The sequence below is a fragment of the Methylocapsa sp. D3K7 genome, assembly GCF_029855125.1.
Taxonomy (GTDB): domain Bacteria; phylum Pseudomonadota; class Alphaproteobacteria; order Rhizobiales; family Beijerinckiaceae; genus Methylocapsa.
The window spans coordinates 1,501,572-1,520,776 of the sequence record NZ_CP123229.1; the positions used below are offsets into that span (position 1 = coordinate 1,501,572).

General features: G+C 58.6%; 22 protein-coding genes. 9 read left to right on the forward strand and 13 right to left on the reverse strand.

The features are described from left to right. Positions 1-36: 36 nt before the first annotated feature. The 4 genes from QEV83_RS06830 to QEV83_RS06845 are packed head-to-tail and all read left to right on the forward strand — an operon-like array spanning position 37 to position 6,061. Positions 37-552, forward strand: a complete 516-nt coding sequence (locus tag QEV83_RS06830) for a TolC family protein (protein ID WP_280130462.1) — start codon at positions 37-39, stop codon at positions 550-552. After that, the gene (locus QEV83_RS06835) at positions 528-1,355 is read left to right on the forward strand and encodes a TolC family protein (RefSeq protein ID WP_280130463.1); all 828 of its coding nucleotides are present in this window, start codon (positions 528-530) and stop codon (positions 1,353-1,355) included. The genes QEV83_RS06830 and QEV83_RS06835 overlap by 25 nt, the downstream gene beginning before the upstream one ends. Further along, on the forward strand, positions 1,352-2,884 hold the full coding sequence (locus QEV83_RS06840) for an efflux RND transporter periplasmic adaptor subunit (protein ID WP_280130464.1): 1,533 nt from the start codon (positions 1,352-1,354) through the stop codon (positions 2,882-2,884). The genes QEV83_RS06835 and QEV83_RS06840 overlap by 4 nt, the downstream gene beginning before the upstream one ends. After that, entirely contained in the window at positions 2,885-6,061 is a 3,177-nt protein-coding gene (locus QEV83_RS06845) for a CusA/CzcA family heavy metal efflux RND transporter (protein ID WP_280130465.1), read from the forward strand. Positions 6,062-6,640: 579 nt separating this feature from the next. On the opposite strand, the gene QEV83_RS06850 is transcribed toward QEV83_RS06845, so the two are convergent. The 3 genes from QEV83_RS06850 to QEV83_RS06860 are packed head-to-tail and all read right to left on the reverse strand — an operon-like array spanning position 6,641 to position 7,653. Continuing rightward, the gene (locus tag QEV83_RS06850; protein WP_280130466.1) at positions 6,641-6,835 is read right to left on the reverse strand and encodes a hypothetical protein; all 195 of its coding nucleotides are present in this window, start codon (positions 6,833-6,835) and stop codon (positions 6,641-6,643) included. A 6-nt stretch (positions 6,836-6,841) separates the two neighbouring features. Beyond that, positions 6,842-7,369: a GNAT family N-acetyltransferase gene (locus QEV83_RS06855; RefSeq protein ID WP_280130467.1), complete on the reverse strand. Its 528-nt coding sequence runs from the start codon at positions 7,367-7,369 to the stop codon at positions 6,842-6,844. Beyond that, entirely contained in the window at positions 7,366-7,653 is a 288-nt protein-coding gene (locus tag QEV83_RS06860; RefSeq protein ID WP_280130990.1) for a DUF1778 domain-containing protein, read from the reverse strand. Before QEV83_RS06860 ends, QEV83_RS06855 begins: the two co-directional genes overlap by 4 nt. A 76-nt stretch (positions 7,654-7,729) precedes the next feature. Between QEV83_RS06860 and QEV83_RS06865 the strand changes: the two genes are divergently transcribed. Together QEV83_RS06865 and QEV83_RS06870 are read left to right on the forward strand one after the other, a co-directional pair. Next, on the forward strand, positions 7,730-8,500 hold the full coding sequence (locus QEV83_RS06865) for a tyrosine-type recombinase/integrase (RefSeq protein ID WP_280130468.1): 771 nt from the start codon (positions 7,730-7,732) through the stop codon (positions 8,498-8,500). A 223-nt stretch (positions 8,501-8,723) separates the two neighbouring features. Beyond that, positions 8,724-9,296 (forward strand): hypothetical protein, encoded by a 573-nt coding sequence (locus QEV83_RS06870; RefSeq protein ID WP_280130469.1) that lies wholly within the window; start codon positions 8,724-8,726, stop codon positions 9,294-9,296. 186 nt (positions 9,297-9,482) lie between these two features. Here QEV83_RS06870 and QEV83_RS06875 read toward each other — a convergent pair whose 3' ends face one another. From QEV83_RS06875 to QEV83_RS06890, 4 genes are all read right to left on the reverse strand, one after another. Further along, positions 9,483-10,925 (reverse strand): hypothetical protein, encoded by a 1,443-nt coding sequence (locus tag QEV83_RS06875; RefSeq protein ID WP_280130470.1) that lies wholly within the window; start codon positions 10,923-10,925, stop codon positions 9,483-9,485. 381 nt (positions 10,926-11,306) lie between these two features. Then, positions 11,307-11,474, reverse strand: coding sequence for a DUF6527 family protein (locus tag QEV83_RS06880; protein WP_280130471.1), 168 nt, complete (start codon positions 11,472-11,474; stop codon positions 11,307-11,309). Further along, positions 11,471-12,652: a ThiF family adenylyltransferase gene (locus QEV83_RS06885; RefSeq protein ID WP_280130472.1), complete on the reverse strand. Its 1,182-nt coding sequence runs from the start codon at positions 12,650-12,652 to the stop codon at positions 11,471-11,473. Before QEV83_RS06885 ends, QEV83_RS06880 begins: the two co-directional genes overlap by 4 nt. Continuing rightward, positions 12,627-13,082 (reverse strand): multiubiquitin domain-containing protein, encoded by a 456-nt coding sequence (locus tag QEV83_RS06890; RefSeq protein WP_280130473.1) that lies wholly within the window; start codon positions 13,080-13,082, stop codon positions 12,627-12,629. The genes QEV83_RS06885 and QEV83_RS06890 overlap by 26 nt, the downstream gene beginning before the upstream one ends. A gap of 197 nt (positions 13,083-13,279) precedes the next feature. Here QEV83_RS06890 and QEV83_RS06895 point away from each other — a divergent pair, with 197 nt between their 5' ends. Both QEV83_RS06895 and QEV83_RS06900 read left to right on the forward strand, forming a co-directional pair. Continuing rightward, the gene (locus tag QEV83_RS06895; RefSeq protein ID WP_280130474.1) at positions 13,280-13,600 is read left to right on the forward strand and encodes a helix-turn-helix transcriptional regulator; all 321 of its coding nucleotides are present in this window, start codon (positions 13,280-13,282) and stop codon (positions 13,598-13,600) included. A gap of 3 nt (positions 13,601-13,603) precedes the next feature. Continuing rightward, positions 13,604-14,497 (forward strand): ImmA/IrrE family metallo-endopeptidase, encoded by an 894-nt coding sequence (locus tag QEV83_RS06900; protein WP_280130475.1) that lies wholly within the window; start codon positions 13,604-13,606, stop codon positions 14,495-14,497. A 78-nt stretch (positions 14,498-14,575) separates the two neighbouring features. Here QEV83_RS06900 and QEV83_RS06905 read toward each other — a convergent pair whose 3' ends face one another. Together QEV83_RS06905 and QEV83_RS06910 are read right to left on the reverse strand one after the other, a co-directional pair. Beyond that, entirely contained in the window at positions 14,576-14,884 is a 309-nt protein-coding gene (locus QEV83_RS06905; RefSeq protein ID WP_280130476.1) for a transcriptional regulator, read from the reverse strand. Positions 14,885-14,903: 19 nt separating this feature from the next. Beyond that, on the reverse strand, positions 14,904-15,263 hold the full coding sequence (locus QEV83_RS06910) for a type II toxin-antitoxin system RelE/ParE family toxin (RefSeq protein WP_280130477.1): 360 nt from the start codon (positions 15,261-15,263) through the stop codon (positions 14,904-14,906). A 349-nt stretch (positions 15,264-15,612) separates the two neighbouring features. On the opposite strand from QEV83_RS06910, the gene QEV83_RS06915 reads away from it, so the two are divergent. Then, on the forward strand, positions 15,613-16,311 hold the full coding sequence (locus QEV83_RS06915) for an ArdC-like ssDNA-binding domain-containing protein (protein ID WP_280130478.1): 699 nt from the start codon (positions 15,613-15,615) through the stop codon (positions 16,309-16,311). Positions 16,312-16,634: 323 nt separating this feature from the next. Here QEV83_RS06915 and QEV83_RS06920 read toward each other — a convergent pair whose 3' ends face one another. From QEV83_RS06920 to QEV83_RS06935, 4 genes are all read right to left on the reverse strand, one after another. Next, a complete protein-coding gene (locus tag QEV83_RS06920) occupies positions 16,635-17,036 on the reverse strand; it encodes an SDR family NAD(P)-dependent oxidoreductase (RefSeq protein WP_280130479.1) in 402 nt (133 codons plus the stop codon). A gap of 1,074 nt (positions 17,037-18,110) precedes the next feature. Beyond that, a complete protein-coding gene (locus QEV83_RS06925) occupies positions 18,111-18,320 on the reverse strand; it encodes a hypothetical protein (RefSeq protein ID WP_280130480.1) in 210 nt (69 codons plus the stop codon). Positions 18,321-18,444: 124 nt separating this feature from the next. Further along, complete coding sequence (locus tag QEV83_RS06930; protein WP_280130481.1) at positions 18,445-18,690, reverse strand: hypothetical protein; 246 nt, start codon at positions 18,688-18,690, stop codon at positions 18,445-18,447. A 165-nt stretch (positions 18,691-18,855) separates the two neighbouring features. Beyond that, positions 18,856-19,113 carry a hypothetical protein gene (locus tag QEV83_RS06935; RefSeq protein ID WP_280130482.1) on the reverse strand — a complete coding sequence of 86 codons (258 nt, stop codon included), beginning with the start codon at positions 19,111-19,113 and terminating at the stop codon, positions 18,856-18,858. Positions 19,114-19,205 lie beyond the last annotated feature (92 nt).

Below are 19,205 nucleotides of genomic sequence, written 5' to 3' on the forward strand. Positions count from 1 at the left end.
CTCGGCTAAAGCCCGTACTGGGTTGGAGGTAATTCCATGTCGTCGCGTTTCTTCGCGGGTGCTGGCGTGCTCGCCATTATTCTAGCGGCCGGCCACGCCTTGGCAGCGGGCGAGGACCAACTCTTCAAGCCGGTAAGCAAACCGCAAAAGGCCGCTCCTGCTAAATCAGCCTCGGCTGCAAAGTTCGAGTCCTTGGGCGCGACGGTGGAAGGCGTACTCGCCGTGGGTCGGCGACTCAACCCTTCTCTCCGCGCGGCAGCGCTCGATACATCGGCCGCCGCAGCCAAGGCCGATGGCGCCGATGCGCTCGATGATCCGGTGATCTCGGACAGCTATCAATACTACCGTAATCCAGGCGTCTTCAGCGGGCATGCGATCATGGTGACGCAGGCGTTCCCTCTCTGGGGAAAGCGGAGCCTGCGGCGTGAGGCGGCACTGGCGGAGTTGGATGCCATTCGCGGGCGCGAGAGGGCCGCGCGCGACGCTCTCGATGAACGCATCAAGGTCTCGCCTTCGCGCAATATTATGTGGCGAGCCGTGCCCTCGCTCTGAACCAAGAGGTCATCGCGCTCGCGCGCGGTCTGCGTGCGGCGGCAGAGGCGCGCTATAGCGCTGGACAAGGCGATCAACCGGCGGTCATCAAGGCCCTCGGGGAGGAAACGGCGGCAGAGATCGAAACAGCGAGGCTCAATGGCGAGCGAGCGGCCGCAAGGGAAATGCTCAACGCGCTGCTCGCGCACCCCGCCGGCGCCCCGTTGGCAGAACCCTTGCGGCTACGGCCAGTGCCTGCCAGGGAGCTTGCTATTGCTTCCCTGGTGGAACGTGCCCGCGGAAGCAGCCCGGCGCTCGCCGCAAGCAGCGCGGAGGTGAATGCGGCGCAAGCGCGGCGTACCCTGGCGGAGAAAGCCTGGTACCCCGACCTGACCGTCGGGGCCGGGCCGTTGATCCAGACCAATGACCGCCCGCCCGGCGTCGCGGCGACCATCGGGCTCAACATCCCCTTGCCCTGGGGCAAGGAAGCCTCCGAGGAACAAGCGGCGACCGCGCAGCTGGGCGCGGCCCAGCTGCGCTACGATGCGGCGCTGCTCGATATCCAGAGTGCCATTGCCGAGGCGCGCGAGCGGCTCAAGGCGGCGCGGCAAGCCGATGCCTTGGTGGCCCGCAAGGCCCTCCCGGAAGCGCGGGCGGTGCTCAACTCGGTCACCGCAGACTATTCCCAAGGGCGCGGCGAGCTCGCTATCGCGCTCGAGGCACAGCATCGCGTCCACGCCCTTGAACTCAAACTGTTCCAGCTGCAGATGGACGAGCAGTCGGCGCTTGCCGCGATCGAACGGTTGATCGGTGGTGAGCTGTGAACCGCTCGCGTGCGTTCCAGGTGGCCGCCATCCTTGCCGCGGTCGCTGCCACGGGCCTTTGGTTGGGCGGGCGGTCTGGCCAGCATTTCTCTCGCTTGGGCGTAGAAGCGGCGGCACAGAATGAGGCTGCGCCTGCCGGAGGAACACCGGCTGTTGGGCCAGACCGTGTGCCAGTCACGCTGACTCCGAATCGGATGCAGAGCATTGGCGTTAAGACTGGCGTTGTAGAATACCGGACCATACGTGACGTGATCCGGACCTTTGGAAATGTCGAGGCGGATGAAACGCGGCTCTCCGACGTGCAAGTTCGTTTTTCGGGATGGGTTCAAAAGGTCTACGCCGACGCAACATACAAAACGGTGCGGCGGGGCCAGCCGCTTCTTACGATCTACAGCCCGGAGCTTGTGACGGCCGAGCAGGATTATTTGGTGGCCAAGGAGCTCTTGGGGCATGGCATGGGCCACGTGGAACCCGCCGGATGGCAGTCGCTGTTGAATGCGTCAGCCGAGCGAATGAAGCGGCTGGAAATCCCGGATCGGGAGATCGCCCGCCTGAAAAAGACAGGGAAAATCCGCCGCGAGCTGGAAATCGACTCGCCCGTGTCCGGCTTCATTGTCGATAAAAAGGCATTCCCGAACATGTATGTGCAACCGGGGATGAAGCTGTACTCGGTCGCGGATTTGTCGACTGTCTGGGTCTACGCCCAGCTTTTTCAGAGCGACATCGGCCGGGTGAAGGTGGGGGATCTGGCAACGGTCACCGTGGATTCCTATCCAGGGCAGACCTTCCCCGCGCGCGTGAGCTTCATTTGGCCCGCGGTGGACCAGACAACGCGCACCACCCGCGTGCGCCTGGAGATCCCCAATCCGGAAATCAAGCTTTCGCTCGGGATGTTCGTCAATGTCCTCCTCGGCTCGCCGCTGGGACGCCAGCTGGTGATTCCGGCTTCCGGAGTGTTTCAGTCAGGCGCACGTCAAATTGCGTTCGTTGATCATGGGGAGGGATATTTCGAGCCGCGTGATATCGAAGTGGGAGCCCGGGCCGGTGATGATGTCATCGTGTTGAAGGGGCTCGAAGCAGGCGAGCGCATTGCTACCTCAGCCAATTTTCTGATCGATTCCGAGAGCCAGGCTCAGGCGGCACTGGGGGCCTTTGTACCTCCGCCTCCCGGTGCGGGAGCGGCGGCATCCATGAATGCCCCGCAAGACCAGGTGACACTCGAATACTCCTCGAACCCGTCGCCTCTGCGCGCAGGCAGCAATGCCTTTCGCGTCAAGCTCACCGGCGCCGACGGGGCGGCAATCACAGGCGCCCAAGTAACCGTGACGTTCTTCATGCCCGCCATGCCAGCGATGGGAATGGCAGCCATGCGCAGTGTCGCCACACTCGGTGACAAGGGCGGCGGACTCTATGAGGGACCGGGAGAGGTGCAGATGGGCGGAACTTGGCAAGTCACCGTTCTCGCTACCAAGACGGGCCAGACAATCGCACAGAAACAATTCTCCATGGTTGCGGAAGGAGACAAGTAGGTGATCGCCCGCTGGATTGATTTGTGCGTTCGCAACCGTTTTCTGGTTTTCACCGGAATAATTCTTCTGGTTCTGGCTGGCCTCTGGGCTATTCGCAGGATTCCGCTGGATGCTGTGCCCGACATTTCTGACGTGCAAGTAATCATTCGCACGTCATGGGATGGCCAACCTCCCAACATCATCGAAGATCAGGTGACCTACCCAATCGTGACCGCCCTCCTGTCCGCGCCAAAGGTGAGAACTGTGCGCGCCCTGACCATGTTTGGCGATTCCTATGTGTTCGTTATTTTCGAGGATTGCACAGACCTCTACTGGGCGCGGTCGCGTGTGCTCGAATATCTCCAGCAGATCGCGGGGCGTCTTCCCGCCGCGGCCAAACCGGTGATCGGCCCCGACGCCACCGGCGCAGGCTGGGTGTATGAATATCTCATCGTCGATCACAACCAGCGCTACAGCCTCGCCGATTTGCGCAGCCTTCAGGATTGGTTCCTCCGCTATCAGATAAGGACGGTTCCAGGGGTGGCGGAAGTCGCAAGCATTGGCGGCTTTGTCCGGCAATACCAGGTCCGGTTAGATCCAGGCAAACTCCGCGCCTACAACATCCCGCTGTCGACGGTGATCGATAAGATCCGCGACAGCACAAATGAGGTGGGCGGGAGATTGATCGAGTTCCAAGGTGCCGAATATATGGTTCGGGGCCTGGGCTATCTGCGATCGCTCTCAGATCTGGAGATGGTGCCGGTCGCCAGTAAGGACGGAACTCCTGTGCTGGTCCGGGACCTCGGTACCGTGGCTTTCGGGCCGGATATAAGGCGTGGCATGGCGGAATGGAACGGCGAGGGCGAAACCATCGCAGGCATCGTCGTTATGCGTGACGGGATGAACGCGCTGAATGTAATAGCCGGCGTCAAGAAGAAGCTTACGGAAATTTCAGGATCGCTTCCACCAGGAGTGGAGATCGTCGCCGGCTACGACCGGTCCGGCCTGATCGAGGCATCGATCGGCACCCTTAGGCACGCCTTGATCGAGGAAGCGATCATTGTCAGCCTAGTGATCATCATCTTCCTTTTTCACTTCCGCACGGCCCTCATTCCGATCCTGACCTTGCCGATCGCCGTGGTCGCATCATTCATTCCGATGTATTACCTGAATGTCAGCTCGAACATTATGTCTCTGGGCGGGTTGGCGCTGGCCATCGGGGTCCTCGTGGACGCGGCGATTGTGATGGTAGAAAACGGCTACCGGCACCTGTCCGAAGCGCAGAACCGGAGTGCAGACAAAAAATCAGGCACCGGCGGCATTACTAATGACGAGAGACGGCGGATACTTCTGGACTCAGCGAAACAGGTCGGTCCGGCGCTCTTCTTCTCGCTATTGATTATTGTCGTCTCGTTCCTTCCGGTCTTCCTGCTCGAAGCGCAGGAAGGACGGATGTTTAGGCCCCTCGCATGGACCAAGACTCTGGCCGTCGGCTTTTCATCATTGCTTGCGATCACACTGGTGCCATCGCTGATGCTTTTGTTCATTCGCGGCCGCCTTCGGCCGGAATCGGGCAATCCGGTGTCGAGGATTACGCAAGCGGTCTACCTGCCAGTCTTGAAACTCTGCCTTCGATTTCCAAAAACGACTGTCCTGCTCAATCTCCTCTTCCTGGCTGTGACGGCTCCTCTTGCCTTAAAGCTTGGGAGTCAGTTCATGCCGCCCCTCTATGAGGGGGCGGCCCTGTACATGCCAACCGCGCTCCCCGGAATCTCGATTGGCCAGGCGACGCAGCTGCTGCAGCAACAGGACCGCATCCTTCGCTCTTTCCCGGAGGTGGCAAGTGTATTTGGCTCCATCGGCCGGTCGGACAGTGCGACAGACAACGCTCCCCTCGACATGTACGATACCACGGTGACGCTCAAACCCCGCAGCGAATGGCGCCAGGGGATGACTTATGAGAAGCTGATCTCGGAAATGGATGCAAAACTCCAGTTTCCCGGCTTGACCAATACATGGACCATGCCGATCGAGAATCGACTTGATATGGAGCTCACCGGAATTAAAACGCCGGTGGGGATTAAGATTGAAGGCCCGAGCCTTGATGGCATTGAGGCATTGGGCACAAGAGTTCAGCAGATCCTCAGTGCAATGCCAGAAATGAGATCTGTCTTTGCCGAGCGCGTGGCACAAGGATTTTACGTCAATGTGGAAGTCAACCGTGCGGAAGCGGCGCGCTATGGATTGACTGTGGGCGATGTGCAGCGGGCGGTCACCTCTGGCATAGGCGGGGAGAACATCGCCGTGAATATCGAGGGGCGCGAGCGCTATCCCATCTCGGTTCGCTATGCCGCGGACTTCCGGGACGATATTCAAAAACTTGAGCGAGTGGTGATTGCGACGCCTTCGAACGCGCAGGTGCCGCTCGGCGCACTCGCCAAGATTTCGTTTTCGAAAGGACCCGCGATGATTAGAGACGAAGACGCGGCCCTGACCGGCTATGTGTATCTGGATCTGAAGACAAGGGACTACGGCGGCTTTGTCTCCCGAGCCGACAAACTCTTGCATGAGAAGCTCCAACTGCCGGCCGGCTACAGTCTGAAGTGGTCTGGCCAGTATGAATTTGAGCTGCGCGCAAAGGAGCGCCTAAAGATCATTCTGCCGATCGTCTTCATTTCGATTTTTCTACTGCTGTATATGGTGTTCCATTCCGTGACGGAGGCCTTGGTTCTGATTTTTCCGACGGTCTACGCGATGACGGGAGGGCTTCTTCTCCAATGGTACCTTGGCTACAATTTCAGCGTCGCGGTCTGGGTTGGGTACATCGCGTTATTTGGGGTCGCGGTCGAGACTGGAGTTGTGATGGTCGTCTATTTGCACGAAGCACTTGATCGGAAGCTTGCCTCAGGCGCTGCTCTGCGGCGTGCCGATATCGAAGAAGCGGCCATTGAAGGCGCCGTCCAGCGCTTGCGCCCCAAACTGATGACCGTGGCTGCCGTTCTGGCGAGCCTTGTGCCGATCCTGTGGACGACTGGCATAGGGTCGGATGTGATGAAGCCGATCGCGGCACCGATTGTCGGGGGCATGATCACCTCCACGATTCACGTGCTGATTCTGGTTCCTGTCTTCTTCGTGATGATGAAGGCCCGCGCGCTGCGGCAGGGGAAGCTCCATAGTCTGGAAGGATTGGATGTGTGAGAGTCCCCCTCTGGTACGGTGGACGTCTCCACCGGCGACCGGACGTGACTGAGTGCACGAACGGTCTCGACTTGAAGAAATCAGATCAGCCCTCCGGTTTTGGCGCATTGATTTACAGAGATATTTTTTGTGCAAAAGATACGTGCAAAACTTGCTTAGAGCGCCCGCTTCGGCCTTAAGGACGACTCGAATGACGGGCGCAAGCGAGGGCTTGAAAGCGCAATCTGATACCACCATATATTGCGCCAGCCTACCTATTTAATTCGATTAGTAGTGACGGCTCACTTTCAGGTGATCCTTATGGTGGACAAGAACCAGTTGTTTGTTGAACGGCGACCGCAGACGAAGGATTACGCGGTTCGTAAGCCAGAATCGTAGAGAGCCAGCGCTGTTGCACCGACGCAGGCGGAAGCGATCGCACGAGCCAAGGAGTTAAACCCCAAGGCCACGCCGATGGTCGAACGCGTCCGCAATACGACGGGGGGAACGCCGGATAAGTGGTGCAGACCATAATTGGCGTGCGGTGAAATCGACAACTCGCTTTCAAAGCGGGTTGTTCTTCTGCTGTTAGTATATGTTTTAGCTTGGAAAATTGCGGCGACGCGCGAGTTCGATGAGTGCTGGAATCGTCTCGGCGGGGCGATTAATCCAAGCTTTGAAAGCTTTCCAGTCCTTGGCCGGTACGGTGATGCCGGTTCTGTTCAACACGTCGGATTCGATTAAGACCGAGGCGCATGGCGGCATTTCGGGGTGCTCATTTCTTTTCCACATCATGCGCACTCACTTCTTTGCCTCGGCGTGTTCGTGCCCAGCCGCTGCTATCTTGCCGGTTTCAATAGGCAGGAACAGCGACAGGGGACGACTGGCGAACGGATGGAATCCTTGGAGCCGGTAAAAGGTAATGGCGTTCTCGTCCTTCGCTTCGACTATGAGCGCGAACGCCTTCGTATCGCCTTTGAGCACGCGAAGCGCCGCATCGGCAAGCAGAGCACCACCGAGTCCCTTACGATGAAAGCGTTGATCGACCGCCAGGCGACCGACGAGCGCTGCCGGCAAGAGCGGGTAGCGGGGGAGGCGTTTCACCACGTCCGGCGGCAGATCAGTTGCCGGAACGCTCGTCGCCGCGAGCGTGTAGTAACCGGCAATCGCGCTCGTCGCCCGTTCCTCTGCGACGAAGCAACTTGCCATGAGCCTCTTCACATCTTGTGAGGCTTGCTCGCGGAGATATCGGTCAAGCGGTGCCGCGCCGCAGGAGAAGGCCGAGCGATCATGCGCGCCGAGCGGCTCAATGACAAAGCCGCCCTTCACCGCGACTCGTGAATCAATTCACGGTGACGGCGAAAGGCGCGGCGGAGGGCCGGTGTCGGATTGGGAGGATTAAGGATCGCTTCCGCAAAGGCGCGTTGATCCTCGACCGAGAGGCGGATGATTTGCGTCTCCTCGATCGTACGGTTGGCGGCGTCCTGCGCGGCGGCGACAACGAAATCGCTGACGCTGCGACCGGTGATTTCGGCGGCGCGTTTGACGACGGCGAGCGCATCGGGCGCTATACGCGCTTCGATGCGGGCCGTGCGGTTCGATTCCTGGGTCATCATGCACCCTCTCTTTCTTGCCACAATGTACGGTAAATTGCCGGACAAGTCAAAGCCCACCTGGTGCCGGCCCTGATTGCCGGCGCCGGCGAGCCGGCCGCCTGGCGCTACATCGAATTCTTCACCAAACCCGAACACGCGCCGGGCTTACGCGCGGGCCTGTAGTCAATTCTTCGCCTGGTGCGAAGGCCGCGGGCTGACGCTGACGACGATCCGGCCGTTCGATGTCGCCACCTATATCGAGACGCTTCAGCAGACCCATTCGGCGCCAGGCGTGAAGCAGCAGCTCGCCGCCGTGCGGATGCTGTTCGATTGGCTCATCACCGGCCAGGTGGTGCCGGCAAACCCGGCTTCGGCCGTGCGCGGCCCGAAGCACGTGGTGAAAACCGGCAAGACGCCGGTGCTCGACGGCAAGGAGTGGCGAAAACTGCTCGCCGCGATCCCGACAGACACGGTACGGGATCTGCGGGATAGGGCGCTGATTGCCACCCTCACTTATTCCTTCGCGCGCATTGGCGCGGCGCTGAAAATGAAGGTCGAAGACCTCCGCCCGAAAGGTGCCGGGTGGGAACTTCGATTGCACGAGAAAGGTGGCAAGCATCACGTCATGCCCTGTCATCACTCGCTCGCCGAGGCGCTGCGCGCCTATATCGACGCGGCCGGCATCGCCGAGGACCGCAAAGGCTGGTTGTTCCGGACATCGCGCGGCCACGCGGCGACCGCCCTTTCCGATGACCCAATGACGCAGCCGGATGCTTGGCTCATGATGCGCCGCCGCGGTCGGCATTCACGCGCCGATCGGCAATCACTCGTTTCGGGCGACCGGCATCACGGCGTACCTTGCTAATGGCGGCGCGCTGGAGCACGCCCAGGAAATGGTGGCGCATGAAAGCCCGCGCACGACGAAGCTTTACGACCGGACGAAGGGGCGGCTTACGCAGGACGAGGTGGAGAGGATCAGGCTATGAAGCATAGACGCGGGGACCTGCCCCCTACACTAAAGCTTCGGTGGACGGGTTCCCCGAAGCCCATCCTGTCCTCCGCAACCATTACAGGAAAGGAACAATCCCATGTCAGACAGGTCGAAGCAGGAAGACTGGACGAAGCCCGCCGCCATGGCGATCCCCAAAGGGGGCTTCTTCGAGGGTGAAGTTAAGCAAGGCAGATACGTCCCGATCTTTCCCCAGACTCCGGCGTGCTACGGCTTCAGCGTCATCGCGAAGGTCATCCCCGGAATGGAAGAGCACATATACAACCATGCCAAGGTCATAGAGAAAGCAATCGCAGACGATCCCACCACCCTCGCCATACTCAAAGCGCATTACCTGAGATGGGTGATCTTCACCATCAAGGGTGAGAGCTACATGATGTATCAGGGCATCTTCGACACCGACTTCGACAAATACTGCGAAGACGCCTCTGTCCTGTTCGGGAAGACGGGCATCAAGTCGGCCTTTGAGGCCCTCGAGGGCTGGCCGGCTGACTACGCGACAAATCCTGCGTCCATCGTCAAGTTTTTCCGCGACCACCAATGGCCGAGCTTTCTCGAATACAGCGAGCATCCCTACGTGAGTTGCGATGAAATCAAGAAGGCCCTCAAGCTGAAAGCGGCATTCTCGGACATGCTCGACCAGATGCAGTGAACCGGCCGCGGGCGCTGTCATCAACGTATGGCGTCAGCAGCTCGGCCATGATTGAGGACGACGATACCGAAACGTAACGTCCCTTATGTTACACTAAAATTCTAACTCAAGTCACGCCATTGAGCGTCACCACTGACCTGCCAATGGTGGACGAGGTGGAGCGGATTAGATTGTGACGGGCAACCTTCAAATCTCAGGTGCCTCAGCATCCCCGTCGAACCGAGGTCTGAAAATCATAGAGTAGGAGGTCAGGATCGATCCCATGGGTCCCCACGATCTCAGCCGACCTTCTTTGATGAAGTGGTGTGTGGCGCCAAGCAAGACCTCAAATGGCAGTGGATACTTGGCATTAGGATTATGGAATACCTGAATTTCTTCGGTCCAGAACTCTTCATTATTTGGGGCGGTGACATCTGCGCTAAACGGAATGCCAATTGCCGCATTAGGGTCGGGATCCACCTTCATGCCGATCCGGTAGTAACTATCTCCCGGTACGGCAAAGCCTGCTACGATCCCCATGCGATCGAACTTTGATAACGTGCCAGCATTGGAAAACAGAACAGCAGAGATATTCGCCGCAAGCGGATCATCAAAAAAGCCCGATGGGACGACCTTCTCGCCGTATCGATGATCCTCGATTTTCCGTGCATTGACGACAAGCTTACCGTCCTCAAACGTCCAGTGGACCCGTTGACCATAGAGATACTGCCATAGGGCCGATTGTGTGTAGGTCATCGAGCCCAACTTGTCGCTGTCTGCTGGTTTGTGGAAGTCGGCGATTGCAAGGAGAAATGGCTTGTTCTTGCTTTCTTCCCGCTCCCAATAATGCAGGCCATCCTTATTCGTCCTGCGCAATTTGGAAGAGAGCGCAGAGCCATATTTCATTGGCATGTAATCGTAGAGGAAGGCTCTAATTTCCTCCTGCGTTTTGGGATCAGGATGTTCAGCCAAGGGGCCCATTGTTGAAGGAGCAGCTGTGGTAGCTTCCACCGTAAAATCGACTCCTGGCCCCCTGCATCTGAAATCAGGTGCCTCTAGTTGCTCGACGTCGAGGCCGAATTCGCGCAAAGCGGCCCATAGGTAGATTTCCCACAGCCGTTGATCGAAAGCCTTGCGCTGAAACTCTTCGACCATGTGGGGATCGTTAGGTGTCAGCCATGGCCCGATCTCTTTAATCACAGCGCGCGCTGGCGCGCGTGAGCGATCCTCGAGAAGGACGCGAAAGTACGGATGTAGTTGTGCGGGATCAAAGTCAGTTGGAAGCCGCAGCAAATCAGTCGGCGCATTCGTCTCATCACCCTGCTTGCCAAGTTCGACCAAATCTTCCGTCTGCTGCGTGTCGTTCATCACTTTCCACAAAGCTTTCTCGGCAGCAGATAAAGAGGGATAACTACAATCGACCTTCGCAGCGCGAAATCGTCCAATAGCGTCCCGAACCAGCATAGCCCAGCTATAATCGCTATCGATCAGATCACGTCCTGCGGATGCTATGATCCGTTCGTCTGGGGAAGACCACCACGACACCTCATCGAATATTCTGTAAAGTTTGGAACGTCGTGTTCCGATAGCATAAAGATTGAAGCGGTGTCGGCTCATTGGCCGGCAAAATGATGCCGCCGCCGTGCGCATTCTTGCGTGTCGCTTTGCCTCCCCCAATCCCAGCCCCCTATTCGTTTGTACCGCCCAACACCGAGACATTCGTGAGAGGTCGCCGTTAGGCCTACGAGATTCGAATACCCACTCGCAGCTAGCCCCGCCCAAGCAGCCAGTCTATCAATCTTCGCTTCTTCCCAGGCGTGCCGCCCGGGAACGCGACCGGAGCAGTCGGTGCCGCGCGGCCCAGGTAGGCGTCTTTTGTCGTGCGATCACGCTGCCGTCCGGCTTCAATCTCGGTCTGCGACATCGAGCCGGCCGGGATCGCTCGACTGTTCTCGATCCAATAGTGCGAGCGGCACTTGAAGCTCCAATTGCCGATTGACGGGCAGAGCAACACCGTTTCGCCGTCATAGGTTAGCCGCCAGCCGGTCGGCCGGAGGGTGTCACCCCCTTCATTCCACAACCGCAGAAACAGCTGTGAATGGCTGTCCGGTATTTGATCGAGATGTAAAGCTTCCCATCCTCGCGCGTCGCAGGGACAACGTTGACAAACTCGAAGGCGATCTGGCGCGGATGCTTCATGCAGCGTCCTCATTGTTTGTGTCATTTCGACCGATGGCGTAGGTGCTGTAATGTTCGCCGCGCCGATCATCGTAGAAGCCGAAAATCTTCTTCCATTTAATCACGGCAAATGCGGCGTGCAGCGCGTTCAGTTCAGCGATCTGGATATTTTTATCGTATTCGTTTTTCACGCCTCCATCCGACAACGATATCCGTCCCCAAAGATGATCACTATTCTTGGCGGTGGCGGCCGTTGTCCGGAGGAGGCCACCCAGCACGTTGTTGCGCAGATAGACCCCCATGCCGACCTCGACAAACGGAATGTTCAGTTGAAGAAGCTTCTCGATCACTGCCTTCTTCACGGTACCGGCTTCCATGCTGATGAAGACGAAGTTCATCCCCTCTAGCAGGTGCAGGTTTTCCGCGGACATGAACTCGCGATGCGGCACGATCCCCTTGCGCATCTTTGAATAGATGTCGTAAAAATGGTCGACCTTATAGGGTTGCTTCTCTAGTTCATCACCCGATGGCGCACCGGGTGCCCGGAAGGCGTTGTGTTGCAGGAATAGATCGCCGTCGAAGAGGTGGATTTCCCGAACCGGCACCTTCGCCACATAGTCAAGAATATATCCACCGGTTCCTCCGTGGCCGAGAATCGCTACGCGCCCGAGGCACATCTTCCGATTGACCTCGACGATGTCGGCGCGGCTTGAAGCCGTGTCGAAGTAGTTGAAAATCTCGTCGTGCTCATCATCCCTCACCAGGGTAAACGTATTGGCCGTGACATCCTGGTCGACTTCCTGCGCTGGCCCGCTGATTAGGCGGACGTAGGTCGTGACCTTGTCGTAGAAATTCTCGTACCGGCCGCTCGGTTGTGGCTTGGCCGATAGGTAGAAGTTTGTTGTCAACTCGTCGCTGACCTTGAGGTTGTTCTCCGAGTTGACGATCTGGGTTATCTGCGAGCCGTCGGCGTGGCACGGATATGCGCCGATGAAGTTAGCAGTGTGATCACCAGGCGGGGTCGCGATGTCGTTTGCCAAGGACAATACGCAAACCAAGATGCCACGTTTGATCTCGTCCTTCGCGGCGAGATAGGGGATGTCCCACACGACCAAATAGGCCTCCACGACTTGAAGGTTGTAACCCTCGTCGCGGAGACGCTTAAGATCGGGGCTACGATCGATCGGTCGCTGAGACATCGAATACCATGCCATTCTTGATGCGCACCGACTGACCCTTACGGAGCGATCCATGCGGGTTCTCCGGTGGGCCCATGCCGTAATCGACCGTGATTAGGATATCGGGGCCAGATGGCGGCGTCTCGAACGCCAGCTTGACCACGTCGTCGAAAGTCAGGCGATTCTTAGCGACCTCCTTGGCCTCCGTATCCACGATAATGGTGAAGACCTTTTGACTGTAGAAATGTTCGTCCAGCTTCAACCGCACATCGCGCGCATGCCGCTCGATCAGCTCGTCCTCCCCGTCGCCGCTCACCTCGCGGAAGAGATCGTGGTGCTCGGGGACGCCACCCAGCGCGTAGAGTGCCGCGCCTGTCGTCGGGTCGGGCGAGTAATAAGGCTCACGGTCGACGTGGATGCGGATGTGATCTGTGTGTTCGGTCTCGTTCATAATTCTACCTTTCGTCGGTTGACACCTTATTCCTGGTGGATTTGGCCTATGCGACCTTCGCCAGGGACAACCTAGACGATTTCGTATAGATTAAACCATACAATTTGCCATTGAGTCAACTATTCTGGTATGATTTTGTATGGATGGTGGGTTGGCGACTTTGCCCACCCAATGGAGGAGCGGCGGGAGGTGTGTGCATGGCGCTGGCGGCGAGGCTGAAAGAATTGAGGATAAAAACGCGGAAGTCCCTGCAGGATGTCGCCGATGAAATCGGAGCCTCGAAGGCTCATGTCTGGGATCTGGAGTCGGCGCGGGCGAAGAATCCGTCCATAGAACTGCTGACCAAGCTGGCGAAATGCTTCAACGTCAGCGTCGCTGATCTCATCGGCGAAAACCCCAATGGCGTCGACGAGGAGCCGCAACTGGTCGCCATGTACCGCGAGCTCAAGGAACTTTCGGAAGACGACAGAAAAGCGATCCAGTCGATGATGGACCATTTTAGGAAGCGGGAGAGCTAAGTCATGCAGGTGACCCGGATGGATCTCGATGGGACCGGGTCACCGATGGGCCTGGTTGGAAAAATACTCAAGGCAGAACCCGCGCTCACTCTTCCGGTGCCGATAGAGCAACTCGCGCATCAGCTCGACATTGCCGAAATCCGCGACCTATTCGCCGACGGATTTGAGGGCGGATTGATAACGGACGACGCACGCAGTAGCGGGTTCATTTTGGTCAACCACGCCGCGCGGCGCGGCCGCCGGCGCTTCACTATCGGACACGAATTGGGGCACTTTCTCATGACTACACACAAGCCGCCGGCGGGAGGATTTCAATGTTCCCGCACCGACATGCGGCGCTGGACCGACAAGGAAAAAGGCGGTGCCATCCGAATGGAGGTCGAGGCCAACGAATTTGCGGCCTTAATTCTGATGCCGCCCCCGCTCTGGCGGGCGGAATTGGCAAAGTTCCGCGAACCCGATCTCGCCCAGATCGTTACGCTGGCGGGGCTCTTTGATGTTAGCAAGGAAGCTGCCGCCCGCGCCTACGCTCAATACAGTGAAGAACCTGTGGCCGTCGTGGTGGCGAAGGATGGCAAGATTGACAAGGTCTACCGGGACATCGCTCGCTTTCCGCGGCTGGGTGTGACCACCGGCGCTCCAATGCCAGCGAATTCCCTGTTGTTTCGCGCAGGGCGAGAGCTGAACTATCCGTCATCCATTGCGGAGGCTCGCGCAGAAGCTTGGCTCGAATCCGATTGGGGCAAGCCTCCGCCGGGGCTCTATGAGCAGGTGTTTTTCCAACAGAACGGCTTCGCCCTGATCATGCTATGGGCGAAACTTGCTGACGAGGAAGAGGACGATGGCTGGGGCGAGAAAACCGCCAAGCAGCGCCTTCAGGACCGCCTGGCGAGGTGAGTATCATCCCCGCCCCCGCACTCCATACTTGTGTAGGGGAAAACGCGGTGCTGGATTAAGCACGGGTTTGTTGTTACCCTACTTCACGTGGAGCTCGACGCCCGCCTGTTTCTGCAGGTAGCCAATGATGCCGAAAAGATTGCGGGCCTGCGGATTGCCCCGCGGGCCGAACATGCGGATAAGGCTTTTCGGCTGCGTGCCGGTTACCTCGCCGAGCTTCTCGAAGCCGACGGTCGCCTTGATATAGTCGCGGAGGATTGACTTGCCGGTGTCAATATCGCCGGCGAGCATGGTGTCGATGCCTTCGCGCAGCAACGCGTCACCGAAGGCGGGATCGCTTGCAATCCGCTTCTGCACCAGCTCTTTGAAACTTCGTGTCAGTGCCATCTTTTGCCTCCGTTGATCGTCATCGCGCCGGCGGTTTTCGCCGACGCTTGTAATCCGCCCACAAGGCCTTCGCCTGTTCGATGTCGCGTTGCTGGCGCTTCTTGGTGCCGCCGGTCAGCAGGATTACCAGCACCTCGCCGTCGCGCCCGAAATATACCCTATATCCCGGCCCCCAATTGATCCGGTACTCGAGCAGCCCCTCGCCCACGCCTTTGGCGTTCGAGAGATTGCCTTGCTCCACCCGCGCGAGGGCCACGGACACTTTCGCCCCCGCTGCGGCATCCAGGCCGGAGAACCATTCTTCGAACGGGCTTTTCCCATCGACGGCCAGGTAGTAGCGCAGTTCAAGCACACCATAAGGTAACATAAAGGTTACCATTATTCAAGCCTTGAATCGGGTGGTCTACCTCTGCCCGCTGCCCATCCGGCGCTACGCCCATGAGCTTCGATGCCGGTCGAACAGAGCGCCCTTGGCATGACGCTTCCCGCCACCAAGGCGGTCCGCAGGCGGCCTCTCATGTGGGCCAAGATGACCGGTCCCGCCTCCGGATCAACGCGGCTCGCTTCCGCCCCGGATCAAGTCCGAGGTTGTGCAGCTCCGCCCGCTTCGCGGCGCGCCCCCTGCCTTCGACCGGCGGCGCGGCGTTTGATCCCTCTTCTCAATGGTCCCGGTCCCTTTTGCCCCACGAGGCCGCAATCGTGCGGCCCGCAAACAAAGGGGAACCGCCATGACCAAAGAACGCTTCGATATTCACCAGCACATCACCGACAAGATCGTCGCCGCGATCGAGCGCGGCGCGGGAGACTTCCGCCTGCCCTGGCATCGCTCCGCCAGCAGCATTATGCGCCCTGTCAACATTGCGTCGAAGAAAGCCTATCGCGGCGTCAATGTCGTGGCGCTCTGGGCCTATGCCGAGGAATTCGGTTACAGCTCCGGCACCTTGGGCACATACAAGCAATGGACAGAGGCCGGCGCTCAAGTACGAAAGGGCGAGAAAGCCGCCTTCGTCGTCTTCTACAAGGAGCTTGAATTCGCCGCGGATCCTGAGAGCGGTGACGCCGAGACGGCCACCCGCCTCTTCGCCCGCGCAACGCCGGTCTTCGCCGCCGAACAGGTGGATGGCTATCAGGTTCCGGTCATCGACCCCCTGCCCGCGACGGACATCACGCCGATCGAGCAGGCCGAGGCTTTCGTCGCCGCGACCGGCGTAACTATCCATCATGGCGGCAGCCGGGCGTTCTCTCGTCCCTCGACGGACAGCATTCAGCTTCCCCCACGCGAAGCCTTCATCAGCACCCGGAAGAGCACGCCGGCGGAAACGCCGATCTTCGCATCACCGACGAGCGTCGCGCTGAAGGAGATCTTCACCGCCGCTTCGAAGGCATCCGAGGCCGCCGCGTTCTTCGCGGCTCTTCCGAGCACGTGAGGCCCCGACTTTTCCATGATAGCATATAGTCAAGCAACTCCGCGGCTAGCGCTCGTGAATTAAGGCGTGCACCCATAAATCCGGATGACCCACCAAAGTCGATGTCCGATTGGCTCCCAAACCGACGTAATTACTGCCCAGCAACGGAATGACGCGATGCGCCAGAAGCCGACATCAGGAATGGTCCAAAGGCTGATCATGCATACAGCCGACGGTTGAGGCGACAGTTCGCCGGCTCAGTGAGTCGGCAGGCCCGCGCGCGACCGAAGCGCGGCGGTGCTTTGGAAATAGACCGGGAGATCCGCCGAAAGACCGCGATGCACCTAGCTTGCTACGGAAAGTACGTTGATGATCGCGCCGCCGCCGTTCTTCGCCAGGACGGGCGCGAAGGCACGCGCCATGCGCAGCGGCCCGACGAAGTTCACCTCAAACTGCTCTCGCGCGGCCTCGACCGCCCCATCGGCGAGAAAGCCGCCGGGCCTAGCGATGCCGGCATTGTTGATGAGCAGGTTGATGTTCCCAGCTACACGCGCCGCAGCGACGGCGTCTTCGTCACTAGTGACGTCCAGTTTCAGCGGCACGACGCCCAATAGGGTAACCGCCTCCGGATTGCGCGCCGCAGCATAGACCTTCGTCGCCTCCATTTCCACAAGCACTTTGGCAAAGGCGAGGCCGAGGCCTCGGTTGGCACCCGTCACCAAGGCGGTTGATCCTGCAACCTTCATGGTAGACTCCTGTGTTGAGCATCATGGTGAGAAGAACTCGCGGCGAGCATATCTCGTCAGGATCGCCCCGATGACCGGAAATCCGGTGGTCCTTCGGCAGGTCTGCACGCCCGAAAAAAATGATCCAGGGTCAATTTTAGTCCGAGGCCCGGTTTGATAATGGGAGATCTGGGAAGATGCCTCGGGCGCGGCGTCCGTTTATCGTTCGTTTGCGCCCTGAGTCGTCGTAGGCCGGCACGACGCAAACGGACGTGAGGGATCGTGCTCCTGACCAGAAGGACAGAAGTGATAATTCAGACCACATCCCGATAGATGAAGGGCGACGACCAAGAGACAAATTAGTTTTCTCATGCCTCGGACTTTATCAGCGGAAAACAAAAGACAAAAGATCGCCCGATCGGCCCCTAGTGATGATCCTCCCCCATTGAACAGGTCCAACTTGAGCTATGTCATTTGACGCACAAGAGGAAGACCGAGACGCTGAAGAAGCGCCGCAAGCCCGGGGATATCTCCTCACGCTTCGACAGACGGATGCTCTATCCGCGTGACCAATCGTTCGCGGTTACACGCCGGTTACAGCTTCGTCGCTACACGTTCGTCCACGCGCGTTCACGCCGGTGCACGGCCGTTCAAGAACGAAGGGATGGGTGTATCCTTGTCATTGCCACGAATCCTCCCGAGCGACAGTGAGGGACTTCTATCGCTGCTTGCACGAGGCACGGGTAGGGGACCGCATAACAGAGCGCAACCTGGATCATCACTCGGGGCCGGAGTTCAGAACACAACCGTTTAAGTCCCGGGACACGCCTCCCAAGAATGACTTTGACAGCCGTAAAGCGGCTTCTTACACGCTTCTTTCAGCGCCTGAGGCGTGAACCTCCCGCACTCGAAAGGGGGTGGTAGCTGGCGATTTTATGCTCGGCTGATGGAAAAGATAGAAATCGTCGCAGCTGTTAGGGCTGAGAACGAGCCAGCCCTTCCGATGTTGGAGGCTTGAGACCAGGTCACAGAGCTATACGCTCTTGGGCTTGTCGCCTCCGGCCGAATCGATTTCGCCCAGGTGCCTTACGCCTATCAGTGGCTCACTTTCTTAAGCTGCATTGCGCGCTCGGCATATTCTTCCAAAGCCGCGCAAAATTCGGCAGCGGTTTCGAACAACCGTTCATCCTGCTCGAGGACGTGACGTGGCCGATACGGGGCTAGCGGCGAGTGTGCATTAGCGATCATTCCCAGCACTTCTGCCATCGCCTTAGCCTTGCGATCCCGGCGCGATGAATGGATCATTGCTTTGCCCTCTCTCATAATCCTTCGCGAAGCTGGTGCGGCAAAAGGGCCTCATCGATGCTCGGGCGCCGATGCGACGCCTACCTTAACCGTACCTACTAGGTTAGATTGTCACAAAACCGCTTCATCCGCGCCCCCTGTTAAGGGGGCGCCGCTTCATGCGCATTAGGTTACTGATGATTCGTGATTTTGCGGGCGACAGTTCCCCCTTCGAATGTCTCCTCGCTTGTTTCTGCTGCACATCCGCCCTGGTTCGGGGCTGAATCATCGAGGGCGGGTCGCTAGCCGGAAAGGTTTCAGCAAGGGCCTCGTCGAGGTTTGCATCCTCTTCGGCCTTCTTCTGCTCCTTAATCTTGGTTTCCTTGGTCATGGGAACTCCTTCGGTTCGCCATTCCACAATCAACAGTAAATCGAAGGCAACGGGTAGGATTATCCCACGGTTCATTGAGTGGGAGAACTCGACGAGGGTGCGCTGGACAGGATGCCCTCTCTAACTGCCAGCATAAGCGACGGACGCATCCCGGCTCGGATGAATTCAATCAATTGCGTGAGCCCGATGGGCCACCGTGATGGCGAAAGCGCGAGCACTGCCGGAAAAAAACTCTGGCGTATGGGCAGCGCCTTCTTTAGCAACAACTTCGACCGAGTCAGATAAGACTTTCTTGCCATGAGCATTCGTGATGACAAAAAACTTGAAGCGGTGACCCTCTGCCGCGTGGCACACCACAATTTCATTGTGGGCTCGTGAGAGCACCTCGAACGTGTGAGCTGACATGGTCGCCTCAAAAAACAAGAGAAGCCGTCTTTAGGGCTCCCTCAACTCCGGCCGGAGAGCATGATGTCTAGTTTAGTCAACACCCTGAGAATGTAATTGCCATAGGGGGT

Bases quoted from the DNA above. Each gene is read 5' to 3' on its own strand.
- QEV83_RS06830 (WP_280130462.1), top strand. From the start codon at position 37: ATGTCGTCGCGTTTCTTCGCGGGTGCTGGCGTGCTCGCCATTATTCTA.
- QEV83_RS06850 (WP_280130466.1), bottom strand. From the start codon at position 6,835: ATGATGTGGAAAAGAAATGAGCACCCCGAAATGCCGCCATGCGCCTCG.
- QEV83_RS06860 (WP_280130990.1), bottom strand. From the start codon at position 7,653: ATGACCCAGGAATCGAACCGCACGGCCCGCATCGAAGCGCGTATAGCG.
- QEV83_RS06870 (WP_280130469.1), top strand. From the start codon at position 8,724: ATGTCAGACAGGTCGAAGCAGGAAGACTGGACGAAGCCCGCCGCCATG.
- QEV83_RS06875 (WP_280130470.1), bottom strand. From the start codon at position 10,925: ATGCGCACGGCGGCGGCATCATTTTGCCGGCCAATGAGCCGACACCGC.
- QEV83_RS06880 (WP_280130471.1), bottom strand. From the start codon at position 11,474: ATGAAGCATCCGCGCCAGATCGCCTTCGAGTTTGTCAACGTTGTCCCT.
- QEV83_RS06885 (WP_280130472.1), bottom strand. From the start codon at position 12,652: ATGTCTCAGCGACCGATCGATCGTAGCCCCGATCTTAAGCGTCTCCGC.
- QEV83_RS06890 (WP_280130473.1), bottom strand. From the start codon at position 13,082: ATGAACGAGACCGAACACACAGATCACATCCGCATCCACGTCGACCGT.
- QEV83_RS06895 (WP_280130474.1), top strand. From the start codon at position 13,280: ATGGCGCTGGCGGCGAGGCTGAAAGAATTGAGGATAAAAACGCGGAAG.
- QEV83_RS06900 (WP_280130475.1), top strand. From the start codon at position 13,604: ATGCAGGTGACCCGGATGGATCTCGATGGGACCGGGTCACCGATGGGC.
- QEV83_RS06905 (WP_280130476.1), bottom strand. From the start codon at position 14,884: ATGGCACTGACACGAAGTTTCAAAGAGCTGGTGCAGAAGCGGATTGCA.
- QEV83_RS06910 (WP_280130477.1), bottom strand. From the start codon at position 15,263: ATGGTAACCTTTATGTTACCTTATGGTGTGCTTGAACTGCGCTACTAC.
- QEV83_RS06915 (WP_280130478.1), top strand. From the start codon at position 15,613: ATGACCAAAGAACGCTTCGATATTCACCAGCACATCACCGACAAGATC.
- QEV83_RS06920 (WP_280130479.1), bottom strand. From the start codon at position 17,036: ATGAAGGTTGCAGGATCAACCGCCTTGGTGACGGGTGCCAACCGAGGC.
- QEV83_RS06925 (WP_280130480.1), bottom strand. From the start codon at position 18,320: ATGATCCATTCATCGCGCCGGGATCGCAAGGCTAAGGCGATGGCAGAA.
- QEV83_RS06930 (WP_280130481.1), bottom strand. From the start codon at position 18,690: ATGACCAAGGAAACCAAGATTAAGGAGCAGAAGAAGGCCGAAGAGGAT.